10 protein-coding genes are annotated in these 15,380 nt (G+C 41.3%); all 10 read right to left on the bottom strand.

Annotation, left to right across the window (positions count from 1 at the left end; all coding sequences use genetic code 11):
* Nucleotide 1: 1 nt before the first annotated feature.
* Nucleotides 2–1,795, bottom strand: a complete 1,794-nt coding sequence (locus tag CI597_RS08695; protein WP_024727387.1) for an AAA family ATPase — start codon at nt 1,793–1,795, stop codon at nt 2–4.
* Nucleotides 1,796–1,818: 23 nt separating this feature from the next.
* Nucleotides 1,819–2,517, bottom strand: a complete 699-nt coding sequence (locus tag CI597_RS08690) for an RcpC/CpaB family pilus assembly protein (protein ID WP_024727386.1) — start codon at nt 2,515–2,517, stop codon at nt 1,819–1,821.
* Between the two features lie 92 nt (nt 2,518–2,609).
* Nucleotides 2,610–6,572: a serine-rich protein gene (locus CI597_RS08685; RefSeq protein ID WP_024727385.1), complete on the bottom strand. Its 3,963-nt coding sequence runs from the start codon at nt 6,570–6,572 to the stop codon at nt 2,610–2,612.
* A 99-nt stretch (nt 6,573–6,671) separates the two neighbouring features.
* Nucleotides 6,672–7,220, bottom strand: coding sequence for a hypothetical protein (locus tag CI597_RS08680; RefSeq protein ID WP_024727384.1), 549 nt, complete (start codon nt 7,218–7,220; stop codon nt 6,672–6,674).
* Nucleotides 7,221–7,236: 16 nt separating this feature from the next.
* On the bottom strand, nt 7,237–7,416 hold the full coding sequence (locus tag CI597_RS08675; protein WP_024727383.1) for a hypothetical protein: 180 nt from the start codon (nt 7,414–7,416) through the stop codon (nt 7,237–7,239).
* A gap of 54 nt (nt 7,417–7,470) precedes the next feature.
* On the bottom strand, nt 7,471–8,958 hold the full coding sequence (locus CI597_RS08670) for a hypothetical protein (RefSeq protein WP_143266074.1): 1,488 nt from the start codon (nt 8,956–8,958) through the stop codon (nt 7,471–7,473).
* Between the two features lie 11 nt (nt 8,959–8,969).
* The gene (locus tag CI597_RS08665) at nt 8,970–9,797 is read right to left on the bottom strand and encodes a hypothetical protein (protein ID WP_024727381.1); all 828 of its coding nucleotides are present in this window, start codon (nt 9,795–9,797) and stop codon (nt 8,970–8,972) included.
* A gap of 8 nt (nt 9,798–9,805) precedes the next feature.
* On the bottom strand, nt 9,806–10,597 hold the full coding sequence (locus CI597_RS08660) for a single-stranded DNA-binding protein (RefSeq protein ID WP_024727380.1): 792 nt from the start codon (nt 10,595–10,597) through the stop codon (nt 9,806–9,808).
* A gap of 14 nt (nt 10,598–10,611) precedes the next feature.
* Complete coding sequence (locus tag CI597_RS08655; RefSeq protein ID WP_024727379.1) at nt 10,612–11,124, bottom strand: hypothetical protein; 513 nt, start codon at nt 11,122–11,124, stop codon at nt 10,612–10,614.
* A gap of 89 nt (nt 11,125–11,213) precedes the next feature.
* Complete coding sequence (dnaE, locus tag CI597_RS08650) at nt 11,214–15,272, bottom strand: DNA polymerase III subunit alpha (RefSeq protein WP_024727378.1); 4,059 nt, start codon at nt 15,270–15,272, stop codon at nt 11,214–11,216.
* Between the last annotated feature and the right edge of the window lie 108 nt (nt 15,273–15,380).

Below are 15,380 nucleotides of genomic sequence, written 5' to 3'. Positions count from 1 at the left end.
CTTACCCCCTCCCAAACAGCCTTTTTAGAAATCCCGGCTTCTTGTTTCTCTCTCTCTGTTTCTTTTTTCGATCATTGGCTCTCGGGATCGCATAAGATATTGAATCCTCCAGGATATATTCGACCAGCTGACCAATTTCTTTTGTAAAAGAATGATTGGCAGAGAAAACAAGAGGGTTTCCCTTATTATTTGCTTTCGTTACATCAGGATTATCGCGGATGTGTGCAGCACATTCATAATCCTTAAAGAAATCCTCGATTTCTTCTGCAGAGATCCCAGCAATCTTCTTTGAAGTCGTTTTATTAATAAGGATTTTGACTTTCGAAGTATCAAATCCAATTTCCTCCAATGCATCCAGTGCAGATACATTACACTTGGCGGTGGTGACCTCCTGAGTTGTGATCAAAAAAACGTCATCGGCCATCTGTAGTGCGATCGTAGAGCAATCTCTGGTATTATTACCTGAATCACATAAAACAAAATCGAATCCTCCGTTTTCAACAATGTTACGGAGCATGACCTTTAATTCCTTTTCATTAATGTCATACGAATCCAAATTGGATTCTGGTCCAAGAAGACAATAAAGACTTGTATCCGGCATTTGAACTAAAAAACTCCGAATATCTTCTCTGGAATACCGCATGGTTTCCGGATCTTCTCCTCTATCGATCCGTTCTTTGATATCATCAGCCCAGTAAACCATACGACTGTCATTTTCCAGACTTAGAACCGTTCCAACATCCGAAAAGTCAATATTGTAATCAACAATACAGACCTGATTTGTTCCTCTTCCCTGTTCGACTAAAGAAAGGTAAGTTGCAACTTCTGTGACCATAGTGGTCTTTCCGACGCCGCCTTTTCCTGCATAAAAGGTGTAGACCTTTGCTTTCTTCTTTGCAGGATTTTTCTTCCTTTTTTCTGCCTGAAGAACCGATTGATGCTTATCATCAGTTTCCCTTTTTTCAGAAGTCTCTCGAAGAGATTGTGCTGGATTCTGCCTTGGATGTCTGATATTTCTTCTAGCTGCTTTTTGGGAAGACCGTTGAGATTCAAATCCATCATCCCCGCCGATCTCTTCTTCTAACTTTATGGATTCATCATATTCATCAAAGACAGAATCCAACTCCTTTCTCTGTGGTCTGGTAAGTCTGGCTTCTTTTATATCCCTTCGGCGTATCTGTCTGCCCGGTAAACCACTTGCATTCTGACGTTCTGGCCTTTGTTGAATTTTTGCTGTCCTTCTTTTTGAAACTGATACATCTCTGCTTTCTGACAGATTCCCCTGTCTTTGTGACAATACGTCTTGCTTGGATACAATTCTTTCTGAATCCCCATTTTGAAAATGCTCATGGTCCTCTTCTTCATAAAGATTATAATCTGCTTTATTTTTGATATCTGCTTCGCAGACTTTCTCTCCATATTCTTCTTCCAGACTGTAAGGGGGCTCTTCCAATAGTTGATACAAGTTTCTTGCATTTTTCGCCTCTCCATAAAACAGCAGCCCAAACTCTTTGACATAATCAATCCCTTTTCCAGAAAACGTAAAAACCCCGACTGGAATATCAAAGTCAAAGAAAGACTCATCGATTCCTTCCTGCCTACATGCCTGCAGGATATTTTCGCTGACAGCCAATTCTGTTGCACCTTCTCTTGCAATATCATTATGAATATCATCAAGGTTTGAAACCACTTTAACAATTTCAAACTCTCCATTTCCGAGCATGATACCTGCAGTCTGTAAATCTGCAAGAAACCTTGCCCTCTGATCTGCTACAATGAGCTTGCGATCTTCCATTTTTATTCCTCCTTCTTTCCCTCTTAATTGCCCGGCTTATAGATATTTTCACCCTCATTAAATTGGTATCCGGAACTGTCTATAATCCCCAAATGGATCTCTCCATATTTTCCAGAGTAGATTAATTTCATGGATTGTTCCTGGTTTGTTTCCAAGGAGACACCTGTCAGATCCCCATTGGACTTATAAACTTCCAGCACACGCATCTTCTCATATAAAAGCGATGTTCCAATCTCGGTCGAAACATAAACATTCACATAGGTACCAGGCCTGATCTCTTTTGTAACTCCCGTTATATTCGTAACAGGTACTGTGACTGCAATCGAACTTTTCTTCATATTAGCTTCCACAGATGTTCCGCCGGCCGCTGTCAGCATACTGGTCGTAAGCGTCATTCCTTTTGAAACCTCTACACGCAAAGAATCTCCCTTTTTTAATATCTTCCTCATTTCGGCCGCTGTAACATACTGATTCCCGGCATCGTACCGATTTCCCGCGACGATGATCTTAGAATCTACCTGCATTGGGGAAACCATATTCTCTTTCAAGGCAGTCCCAGCATTATATCCTGATTTAAAGACATAGACCGTAGTTCTTTGAGGGACCAAAAACTGAACCAGCAGGATCCCGAACAAAAGTGTTAAGATTGCTGCGGCTGCAATGGTCATAAGGATTTTTCGATCCTTCGTTGTTTTCTTTAATTGCATTGTTTTATCTTTCATAAAAGAACTCCTTCCAAAATGTTTTCCTTCATTATTAGTATGACAAACAATAAAAAAGAGGGAGACCCCCTCTTTTTTATGACGATTATGTATTATGATCCGATCATCTTCGATGCTTCTGCACTAGTAAGGATTTCATCAATCTCTCGGTTTGTCGGCGGCTTTAAATTTAGCTGTGAAATCTTAACTAAGATTGGCTCCGCGCTAATGAAATCGTATCCTCTGGAAGATTGACAAACAAACCATCCAATAGGAGACCTAGGAAACCACTTCACGAGATCGCGGTCTTCGTACCGTTCCTCTCTTGCTATGGAGCGTATCGCAACATTGACGTCTTCTGTTCTTTCTAATCTTCCGCAGAATTTCATACCGCTATTTGCAACAATAGAACTTGGCATATCTGCAATCTTTTGCGTAATAGCGAAAATAAACAATCCATACCCAGCCGCCTGGTCAATTATCTCCTCAAACTCTGATTCTCCGGAAAGACTTACGGTATTTCCTCCGCCAGACCCTGCATTATCATTTCCTATCAAGACTTCGTTCGCTTCTTCTATAACCAGAACAGTCTCATACTGGTCTTCAGCTAAATAACCACCTTCATGACCAAGTGCATATCGATAAAATCCGCTAGTTATCATTCCAAAAATGAAATTTTTAAATGTTTTTTCGAGCCCCTTTGATTCTAAGACGACAACATCGTCGCCTCCGATCAACTCGTCGATGCCTATTCCATCTTCTCCACCATATAAAACTGATTCAATCGAATATGGGCGGTCAAAGGCCTGTAATCGATCTAAGAGCCTTGCGTAGGCATCCCGAGTATCGTTTCCAATTCTTCCTGCTGGATTCGTTGGATCTTCCGCATCAGCCTTGTGTTTTCTCATATTTTGACAGACCTTTGTAAAAGTTACTTTTGATGAAAGCTCTGGGACTTTTTCTGCCCAATCATCATGTTTGCAGGCTTCAAAAACACCGGCGTCCTCATAAAGCTCATAGAAAACTTCAGCCATCATCTGCTTGCCCCGCTCTAAGAGTCCATAGGCCCTGCAGTAGATATCAATCAATCCGTCAATCCAATGCTGGGGCTGCACATTTTTAGGAATTTTACACACATTCAAATGAATTGGACGAAAATTCATATTTCCTAAGCTATAAAATTTAAAACGCTCCGGTTCTATAAATCTTGCAAGGACTCTCCAGTCTTGCTTTGGGTCCATACAGACAATACGAAGGCGTTTTCCGGTCTTACTCCTGCGTACTTTTGACAGTTCCGCAATAAACCTGGTAGCCGCTACCGTTTTCCCGGAACGGGATGCCCCGGTAAAAAATCCATGCATAAGAGCCGCCTCATCCAGCCTATAATCAAAGTTGGTAAGATACCCATTTTTTAAGGTATAACGCTCTGGAGAGAGAACCGTCCCCATATAAATATCCCCCTTCATCATAGAAGGTACTGCAAATTTTGGAATATCCCCTGGTTCTGCGGAAACTCCACCCTCATTAATACGGGGAAGATGCGTATATGCCACAAACTCTTCCGGAAGGAGGACGGTCGTGTATTTATACTCATTCACTCCATAAAAATTCTCTCTTGTTGGGTCCGCTGAAAACGCGGAAAAATGATATAAAAGATGCTTTTGTTCTCCTTCTGACAAATTTAAGACCTGAAGTGGACTCGTTAAGGCAAAATTATTTTGCCAAGTGGACTTCGCGATGGTTTGCGCCGTTGATAGGGCATTCAGAGAGGAACATGCGATATAGACATAGGTATAAAATGCGCCGTTTCGTATTGCACGCTTCAATCTTTCATTTTGGAATTGAAGCAATTCTATGATATCTTGCACCGTTTGATCAAGCCACTGGTAAGATTTACCATAACCAATGGAAGGGCCAAACCCCATACTGGATGACATGCCAGAACTGATCGCTCCAGACGTACCATTGGACACGCTCTGACTCTCTCCAGTACTTTTCCCGTATCCAGCCCCCTGGGAACTGCTGATGTTCTGGCTATAGGATTTTCCATAGCCATTAGAAATGCTCTGGCTGTATGATTCCGACGTACTTTCTCCTACGGAACGCCCATTTGTAACTCCTAAGCTTTCACTAAAACTCTTTCCGGTATTCATAGAGGCACTCTGTCCGGCATTTTGCCCACTGGATAACCCTTGGCTCAATCCTGAAGAATAAGAGTTCCCGGTAGACATACCTATGTTCTTTCCCCATCCATCGGATGTTCCACTTCCGTTGCTAACAGATTGGGAGGTACCAGTACTTGCTCCATAACTCTGGGATAAGGATTGCCCAGTGGAAACCCCATAAGATTCACTTGTCCCATAAGATTCGTTTTGTGAAAACCCTTGGGAATACCCAAGGCTGGTTCCGACACTGTGGTTACTTCCATAGCCGACAGATGAACTACTGCCATAACTGTTGCTGAATCCATTAGACGCACTGGATCCTCCGCTTATGCCTGTAGACGAACTGTCACTTACAGAGCTTGAACTTCCATTAGACCAATTTGTTCCACTGGAATCACTATGATTAACACCGCCAGAAATAGGCCCGATTTTTAGCCCTCCATTCCAGCCTTTCGTGCTGCTTTCGCTTCCACCAACGCTTTGGGAACTTCCAGTAGAGGTCCCTTGACTTTGTCCCTGATTCCAGCCTGAATTCGTTCCGCTGTTAGAATTGGTCCCATGACTTTGATTTGTTCCATGGCTTGTATTCTGGCTTGCCCCGTAGCTTTCATTGCTTCCAATGCTGTAACTTTCGTTGGTTCCGTAACCAACGCTGTGATTTATCCCAACATTGTGACTGGAGCTTACATTTTGTCCCTGCGACAGGTTGTAGCTGGTCCCTTGATTTTGCCCCTCAGAGTAACTGGCATTGGCGCTGTCGGAATGGTTTAAACTGGCTCCCTGACTTAGACTTGCATTTTCTCCTACGTTTTGAGAAACACCCAAGTTTGCTCCAGTGCTCGTTCCAGTGGATTGCCCAAAGGTCTGTCCTAGATTTATCCCATTGCTGATACTGTGGCTTTGTGATATGGAATCCGTAACACTCGTCCCATGGCTTTTCCCATAGCTTTCACCAAAACTCTTGCTTAAGGATTCTCCTACGGATTGTCCATGTGCAACAGAAAAACTTTCATTTTGCGAATAATTTACCGAATCCGCATCTGTATAAGCCTTAGAATACCCTTGACTTTGAGCAGCATTTGCCATATACATCATCGGTATGGAAATATTCATTGAAAGATTTGTCTGGCCCTGCAGCTGTGAGTACCACCTCGTCATATCATCTTGAGTTCTGCGGTTCCAGCCTTTAAGGGTTTGTGCATAGACAGGCGTGGACAAGATTTCTAAGATGTATTCATAGTCTGACATCCCGGTGATTATCTCTTCCAAAGTTCCCTGAGAGTCCGGATTCAAGTTTTTTCCGCCAAACCCTTTGTTACCGGCATCTTCTCCCCCTTTTCCTGCCTTTGGAATGCCTCGGACCATGGTCATGTAATCCATACCGTACATCTTTTCACGCAGCCATTCGGTTTCCTGCGCATTAACGACACGAAGATGAAGTACCCGGTAGGTCCCCTGAAGACTTCCTACCATCCCATAAAAGTTATTGTGCGCGATTTCCTTTGCTGCTTTTAAGCTTTTGGAAACACCTTGTACCCCATATAAGTATAAAAGCCCCAACGCCACAGGTTTTAGGACGTTTCCTATGACCGTCACAAAGTTACAATTGCTGCTGTAAAGCGCAGATAGCACTTGGGCATGCATATCCATCAAAGCTTCAGACTGTTTCACCGATTTTGGAATCCTTGCAACACGTACAAATTTTAGAGCTTTATAGAACCGATAAACCTCTTCAGTTACCGGATCTATAGCCTCTAGTTCATAACACAAGTATTTTAGTGGCCGTTCACTTGGCGATGAAGCATCCTCATATTCAGCCCAGCTGTCAATGATTCGGAAATCATCTCCTGGCGTTGTATTGATTGTTGGGTGCAAAATATTTTTTATATCATATAGCGATAACATAGACATTACCTTTCTCCTTTCATTTCATTCATAGTATGAAAAAGAAAGAGAGATAAAAAAATAAGAGGATACCGAAACCCGGTTTTCCCCTTATCTTTTGATTTTTTATCGCATATGTGCCTTATTTTCATCCCGAACATCACGTATCTGTTCATAGAATTTATTTTTGTCTTTATTTTTACGAAACTGCATGATCCTTTTTGCCTGCATTACAAGAAAGGTGATCGGTACAATAATAGAAATCATCCATATAAAGTTGTTGATATATCCAAGCATTGTGTTTCCAAAAACTGATGTGACCGCTGTATCAAAAGATGCGGCAATCATTTGCCCGGAAACACCGGAGGTTACTCCCATAAGTTTATGCATACCAATGAGAGCCAATCCATATCCACTTAAGGTAGCCAGCGTCTCCTTGATAACATCAGCCCTATGAGATGGCATCAGAATTGCACAGATAGCTCCTGCTGCCCACATCGTTCCATAAAGCGGAGCCAATAGCTTCGTTCCAAACCCTGCAAATTTTGCAATTGTATACATTGTTATAAGAAAAACTGCCAAAGGAATACAGATTGCTTTTATATACCGCATAAGTTCCGTGGCATCCATCTTTGTTTCATACGTCAAGTTTGTTGATTCAAACTGTTCATTCATAAAGAATCTCCCTTTCTTAAATGATATTTTGTTGCTCCCTAACCGTATTATCAAGTTCCTGTTTCATTGATAATAGGATGATCACAATAACTCCAAATCCTATGAGAAAAAACCATCCATTTGATGTCATGATATAAATAAGATTATTCCATCCGTTGATATGGAATGCGAGGAAGGAATTCAATAAACTTCCCATAAAACTCCTCCTTTCCGTTTTTATTATTTTTAGTTATTGATAGTATGAAAAAACTCAGACCTTTGATATTGGAGAATCTCCTTTATTCAAATCATACACCACCTGCCAAGTCTTATCGTTACGCAGATTGATATCCTTCGTTCCATCAAGGCTCTTTAAGGCTGGTACGGTCGTTATACGAATTTTCACATTTTTTAATGTATGAATTCCCCTTGATTTGATCCATGCCTCAACTTGTTTCATAAGACGCTCCATTACCTCTTTGTTTGGTACAATAAAATTTAAGAACCGGGAAACCTTTGCCATTTTATTGCATTTACGATTAAAGTCAGTCTGTGTATGATGTCCTCTCTCATACTCAAAATAATCTTTCTGTTTCCCATATGAGCCTATGATATCTGGAATATAGACATTTCCATCAGACAGTTTGATCGGATTTTTTCGATTATAATCGAAGACTTCCTGATAAATATTAAATCCCCGGATCAAGTCAGAAAGCGTCTTGATCCCATATCCGTGAGTTAGGTTATCGTGTTCTGCGATGATCCTTTCTGCTTCTGATATGACTGGTGCTTTTTCATACTTTGTCTCAAACAGGGCATTCCCCATATCCGTTAGGTAATGAACCATCATTTTAGGCTTTAATGGGATATTAACTTTTTCATCCCGGAGCAGACCCATGGACGATAATCCACGGACGATCATCCGGAGTCGGCTCTTCGTGATGTCTCCGTTGCTTTCAATGATCATTGCTTCTTCGATTTGGGAATAGACAGAGAGTCCATCCATACCAATCAGCTCCATCACCCTCCAGGATATTGGTGTCATTTTCTTTTCATAATCTTCTAAATTTATACGGTATGATTTTCTCTTTTTCTCCTGTTTCTTCTTACGGATAGTATTGGCGATCTCCCTTTGCGGAGTAACTGGAATAGAATTCTCCATAGGTACTTGCATTCCACTGTCCTCGATCAGTTGGTTGACCAGATCAAGTTCAACTAAAGAATCTTTATCTTCGGTAATGACCGCATCAATGCTGCCATTCATAGCAGCTTCTCTAACGCCTTTATCCGTGATTCTACTGACGGCATCTTTCTGTCTCTTTTCATCTGCTATTTCTTCCTTGATCTCCTCAATAGACGTGTGTTTCTCTTTTTTTGTGATACCCTGGTTATACATGCGCTCAATCTGATTTTCCAGATTCTCAATTTCCTCCCTGCGTTCTTCTGATATATCAAGAACCTTATTTAAAAGCCTTGTTCGTTCCTCATTGTACTCGATGAACGTCTTCCTTGCTCTTTTGATCAGGTCATTGACTGGAACGTGCGACCAGCTATATTCTTCCCCTAAACGCATCTCCTCCTGATCTTTTGCAAGAATATCCTCGCAGAGTTTTCGAATGAGGTCATCTGTTTTTTTGTACTCCCTTTCTTTCTCATCCCATACCTCTTCTTTTTCTTTGATCTGTTCTCTTAGATCTTGTGTCTCAGCTACACATCGATGATACATTTCCTGCATGATTTCATGATCGTCGTTTTGCATATCCTTTTCCCTCACTTCCCATGATTGCTCTTTATATGGTTTTCGACATAACTTTCGGGAGACCACTCTTTCGTATCTTGGATTTGTGCCCCATTGATCGCTCCTCCCAAAGATACTAAATTTCCGGTAATCATAGAAAAATTTTGATACATCGTTTCCCGTCCGGATAGTGCCTGCTGCGCCTTTGATTCATCATTTTGAAGAATCGATGCGGCAATATTTTGACAATAGACCGCAATATCCGTCTTAACCCAAGAAAGAAGGGAAGCTTTCATCTGTGTATATTTTGAAGAAAATTCTGCAGCATCAATTTTGACAGAAAGAGTAGAAATATCGTCTAATAAATCCGTATATTCCGGAGCCACTGTTTTTGAGTCTTCTACTCCTTGCGCGATCCGATAATCAAGTGCCAGACATTTTTCATACAGTGTCCTTGCAGACCGATAGTATTGAAGATAAGAATTATATTCTTTCAATTCCCTGATATCTGATAACGACATCTTTGTTGCAATCACTTTACCGGTTTTATCAGAATATTGATACTCTGTTACAAAGACTCCATATATCAGAAATATCATGTAAAGACAACCCATAATCATACATCCCATTTTTGTTTTGACTGCATGGGAATGCCGGAATCTTTTTTTATTGATCTGAGCAGAATCCATTTGTATCTTTTGACATTCTTTGACTCGATGTTCCTCACTTCTTTCATAGCTTTTTGCCGCAGCCTTTCGCTTAGTACGGACAGCTCTTTCTCTCACTGTCTGTTTCAATTCTTTCGTTTCGCTTTTCAGAGGCTTCGTTTCATGACTGAGCCTTTCATTTAATAATCCCATGATGCCCCCTATTCTTCCTTTTCAGCCTTTATATAGTCTGATAGGTATTCTGTATTATACGGAACAATTTCCATCGCTACATCATTCCACTCATAATCTTCCTCACATTGGTCACAAACAGCACGTTTTGCAAAGGATCTGGTTTGAAGGCTTCCTGAGATATAAATGAGTGTATTCATTTTCAAATGATCTTTATCATCTTCAGCAAGCGGTCCAAAACTTTTGATCCAGGGATAATCCGTCTTTAGATCCTGAGGATCTTCCCGGATAAAATATTTTCGGTTCATCGCAATCTGATATGCACAGGTTTTGATGACACGGTGGCTGTCTTCTTCTCTATGTTCGTGATAATCGGGTTCCCGGCATAGCGTCCCGATCCCCATAAAAATATTGCTGATCTCACATTTCTTCTTTAAAAGTTCCAAACCAGTCTCATCTGTCTGTCCTTTTTCCTGCGGGTTAATAAAAATCGGGGTTACATGGACATTGACTCCGGCTTTCCGGTTCTTTGCTCCACAATGCGGACAGATGGAAACTTTTAAGACTTCGCTTGTCGTAAGTACACCTCGTATTTCCACCATATCCCCCTTACGGATATCCGCGATCTGCTTCGACAGCTCTGGATTTTTTGTTAGTATGACCGGAAGATCAATCCGAAGTTCAGCATCCCGGTTTCGAAGTCTCCTTAAAACTTTCAGTTGAAAGACGGCTCCATTATATTCCCCACTTTTAGGAGAAATAAAAACTTTTGGATTCTGTCGTACTTGCCCATAGAGGATGACATAATTCTCTTTTGCCATAAGTTTTTCCTCCTTTACTGATAGAACACGTTTGCCACACTGGTCAGAGCGTTTATGTCACTGAGCATCAAAACCCTCGTCTTCTTGATCTCAGATGAATTTGATCTTGCTAACGCATCTCGAAATTCTTTCATGCTCTCCCGTGCGTTTTTCAGCAACCGCAGGCAATCCTTACGATCATCCTCATAACTCTTCGCCGGCAATGTAACATCGATTTCATCAATAATAGAATCCATTCTTTTTAAAGATGACGTTACATTCTTCACTGCATCTTTTTTTGGGTAACTTCCCTTTTCTACATTCCTTGCATCGATAACTCTGCTTTCCATCTCATTCACTGCAACGTTGATTTCCTTTGCCATATATACGGCGTATTCATGCGCTGGCATTGCGGTCAATGTAGCATATTGCCCTTTTTCTGCATCCTGAGGTTTGATTTCATCCTCTCTTGAGCACCCTCCAATCAATAGTAGGAGTCCCAACGCACTCAAGAGCAATACCCCTTTGCCTTTTTTTCGTTTTAACATTGATTCTTTTCCTCCTCATGTCCTTCATAAATAGTATGACAGAAGAAAAAAATCCCCTAGAAGTCACATGACTTTTAAGGGATTTCTTGTTATTTGGTACCTGCATTTTTGAGAAAAAAGCAGCCTTCACATAAATCTTCGGCCAAGATTTCCGGAGAGACACGAAAAGCCGCTTCCCGGAATTGCCCAAAGACTCTGTCATATAAAATGAGCGGATGGCCTTTCCCATCTAAAAATTTCTGAAGCAATGGATACAATTCCATTTGCCAAATAATAACATCCGGTATAGAAATAACGATCGGCTTTTTTAGAGGAGCAATCTCTTTAAGATCAAAGATATTGATCTTTACAACTTCTTGTGTGCTATCGCCGGCCGCTTGGTCAGAAAGAATCTTTCCATTGGCAATCAGAGCTTCTCCCTCTGAAAGGAGTTCCCCATATTTTGAAAACGCCTTTGTAAAACAGCAGCATGGAATGGATCCTGTTGCATCACTTAAGTTAAAAAAGGCCATTGGAGCCCCGTCCGCCTTTCGATTACGAAAGACTAGGTTCTCAACTATCCCCATGACTCGGATCTTAGAATCAGAATGGAAAATGACGTCTTGAATCAAGACTGTCCCAAGCTTTTCATGGTCAGGATATTCATCCATCGGGTGTCCGGACAGATAGGCTCCCACGGATGCCCTTTCGTTTTTAAGCTTTATCCTTAAGCTTTCTGGAAGATGCTGCTGAAACGTATAGGCATGAAAGGAATCTTCCAAAAGATGATAAGCCTTCTGGGTGCGTTTTATAGCATCAAGAAGCGTATCGTGCTTCTTCATCATGCTCCGATCTGTCTTATAGAATCCTTCTTCTTCCATCTTGGCGAGTTCTGTTTTCTTGGCTTTTAAATTCCTTTCTTTTTCTCCCAATTTTTTTGCCAAGTTCTTCATCTCTTCAAAACCTTTTATTAGGGCCATTCGATTTTCAATAAAACAGTCAAATGCCCCGGAATAGATCAAACTTTCCACGACATCTTTTTTATCAATGCCACGTAGAAAGAAATCCTTGAAGCCTTGAAACGGCTTTTCATTCCTTGCTATAAGGATCGCCTCAGAGGCTGACTTCACATTTCGGATCATCTTAAGCCCATAGAGGATTTCATGATCGCTTACATCAAGAAAGTCAAGTCCAGAGCGATTGATGTCCGGCGGCAGAATCTTAATTCCGATCCTCCGGCATTCTTCAATGATCGCGGTCACCTTTTCTTGTTTCTCTGCAATATTAAGGACTGCAGTTAAAAATTCCGTCGGGTAATGAAACTTACTCCACGCAGTCAAATAAGATGTTTTTGCATAGGCAGCCGCATGAGATCGGTTGAAAGCATACTTCGCAAAATCAGTCATCTGGTCAAATAACTGGTCAGCAATTTCCTCGGAGATTCCCCTGGCAACACAGCCAACAATCCCTCGATTGGAGTCCCCATGGATAAAGGATGCCCTCTCTGCATTTAAAACATCCTCCTTCTTTTTTGACATGGCCCTTCGTACAAGGTCTGCCTGTCCAAAGGAATATCCGGCAAGCTGCATGAAGATCTCCATGACCTGCTCTTGATAGACGATGGCGGCATATGTATCTTTAAGGATTGGTTTAAGTTCCGGTGTTAGATAAGATGCTTTTTTGCGCCCGTGTTTCACTTCAATCATCTCTGGAATAAAGCTCATCGGTCCCGGGCGGTAACATGCAATCAGAAGGATGACATCTTCAAAATTTTCTGGCTGGAACTCTCGAAGCATCTTCTTCATTCCATCACTTTCAAATTGGAATACTCCAAAAGTATTTCCTTTTGCAAAGATTTCAGAAAAAACTTCTGGCTCAAACGGTAGTTGATCAAAATCAATGCTGATTCCATGTCGTCTAAAAACACGCCTTTGGCAGTCCGTTAGAATGTCTAGGTTCTTAAGTCCCAGCATATCGATCTTTAACAATCCCCATTCCTCTGATTCTGCCTTATCCGTCTGAGACGCCCAGGTTCCTTTGGCTGCGTTGTATTCCAATGGAACATAATCAGATACATTTTCTGTATCTGATATAATGACTCCGGCAGCATGCAGGCCATGGCTGGCAATCGTATCTTCAAGCAGCAATGCATAATGAAGGATTTCCATCGCTTTTTCATCCTCTTTGAATGCTTCTTTTAATTTCTCGCCACAGCTTTTTCCTCCAGGATTGATCGTAGTTCCAAGTTCATCTCCGATTTCTAATTTCACTTTTTCAGCTTTCGTATAATAAGAAGTGTCATCATAACGATCAACCAGCATCCTGGCAGCATCATCAACCGACTTTTTGGCCCCTCTGGTTCCTTTTGTATAAATCCCGCACACTGCATCTTTTCCATATTTGACACGAATATAGTGGATCAGGGTATCACGTACACCTTTTGCGATATCTGAGTCGATATCCGGCGGACTCACACGATCAGGATTTAAAAACCGTTCAAAGATCAGTCCATATTGGATCGGATCAAGATTCGTGATCCCAATCAGATAATTCACCAGTGATCCAGCTCCAGAACCTCGTCCGGGTCCAATGGTGTAACCCACCTGCGAGTCATGTCTGTCCAAGAATGTATGGACTTCTGTTTCTGTCATCTGATCCATATGCATATTTAATGCTTCCAGATCATCCTTGCTTAGATGTCCAAGTTTGCGGCCAACAGTCAGTAGATCTTCTACGCAGCATAAATAATCGTTATATCCCAGCTTATCAATAATGCCCAACTCATAATCTAAACGTTCTTCATACTGCTCATTCCATCCATTTCCATTTGGGAACCTTGTTTCTTTACCCTTTACAGCAAGCTTAAAAAGTTGATTCTTAGCATCCGGAAACACGGGATAATGTTTTTCCTGCGGTATCTCCACATGAACTGATCGCACGATCGTTCCTACGTTTTCCATGGCCTCTTCTACGATGTCTTTTGGTAATATCGCAGATAATGCCTCCTCAAGTTCTTCATCGGATTTCAAATAAAGTTCCCGGTCACAATCCGTTAGAGGGTTCCATTTTCCAAAACGCAGAGAAAAACTTAGTTGACGCCTTAAAAATTCATCATCCGAATCCATTGCCATATGTGCATCGTTTGCCGCAACAACTGGCACACTTTCTTCCCTTGCTGCCTTAGCAAGTGCCTGAAAGATCTCTTTTTCCTCAGGATATCCATGATTTTGTACTTCCACATAAAAGTATGGAAAGATATTCCGATAATACCTTAGTTCCTCTTTTGCTTTTTCATAAAGCTCTTCCTCCGTCTTCATTTTTTGCTGCAGTTTAAAAATCTTTTCTTCCAGCATCCGATGATTTTCGTTGGATATAGTTTCTTCCTTGATCCGTTTTTCTAAAAGACGGATCTGAGACCGTTTCTTGTTGATCCGAGACTTGATCTCTGGAAGGACCTTCTTGGCCATAGCAGTCTCATCCTTTTCCTTTTTGAGCTTTTTTTCAAAAACCTCTTTCTCTTCGCCTTCGAGCTTTTTTAAGGTCCGTTCTTTTACTGCGAATTTCCTTTTTGAGAGTTTCTCAATCTCCTTTCGATCTGTAAGAAGCCGTTCAAGCTCCTCTTTTTCATGTTTTGCTAATTCCATATTTTTAGGAACTGTGCTCATTTTAGGATCTGAATATTTCTTCTGACGCTTCTTTAAACTGTCAATCGAAGTCTCAAGCTTCTCATTTTGTTTTAAAATAGAGCCCAAAACCCCTCCGACACAGGCACTGGTGGCAATCACATTTTCATTACCCCTAAAGAATTGTTCAATGACTGCTTTCTTCATCCGGGGACTTCGGATATCTTCGATCTCACGATAAGACTCTGTAACCGCCTTGATGATAGATTTCAGCCCCTGATAATTCCTTGCCATTAAAATAAGATGGGACGCTTGACCTGTAACCTCGTTGAGAACATATGTTTCAACACCAGGAATTCCAAGGATTCCCTCTTTTTTGCATTCCTTTAGAAAACTAAATACTCCAGTTAAGGTTCCATGATCTGTCAGTGCGACAGCCGGCGCTCCAAGGTCTTTTGCCCGTCTTACCAAGGCAGTAACAGACATGGCTCCATCATTCAGGGAATGATACGTATGGTTATGTAACAGCCCATGTTTTACGCTCATATCATATATCTCCTTCCTAAAAAAGAAAGGAATCTTTCTCTGACTCCTTTCTTCGCTCAACAGTTCTATTATTAGTATGGCAAAAATCCATTCAAGGAACCTATCACT

Source organism: Anaerostipes hominis (ex Lee et al. 2021), assembly GCF_002270485.1.
In the GTDB taxonomy this organism is placed as follows: domain Bacteria; phylum Bacillota; class Clostridia; order Lachnospirales; family Lachnospiraceae; genus Anaerostipes; species Anaerostipes hominis.
The sequence above is the reverse complement of the archived record's forward strand: the minus strand, read 5'-3'. Positions and strand labels throughout refer to the sequence as shown.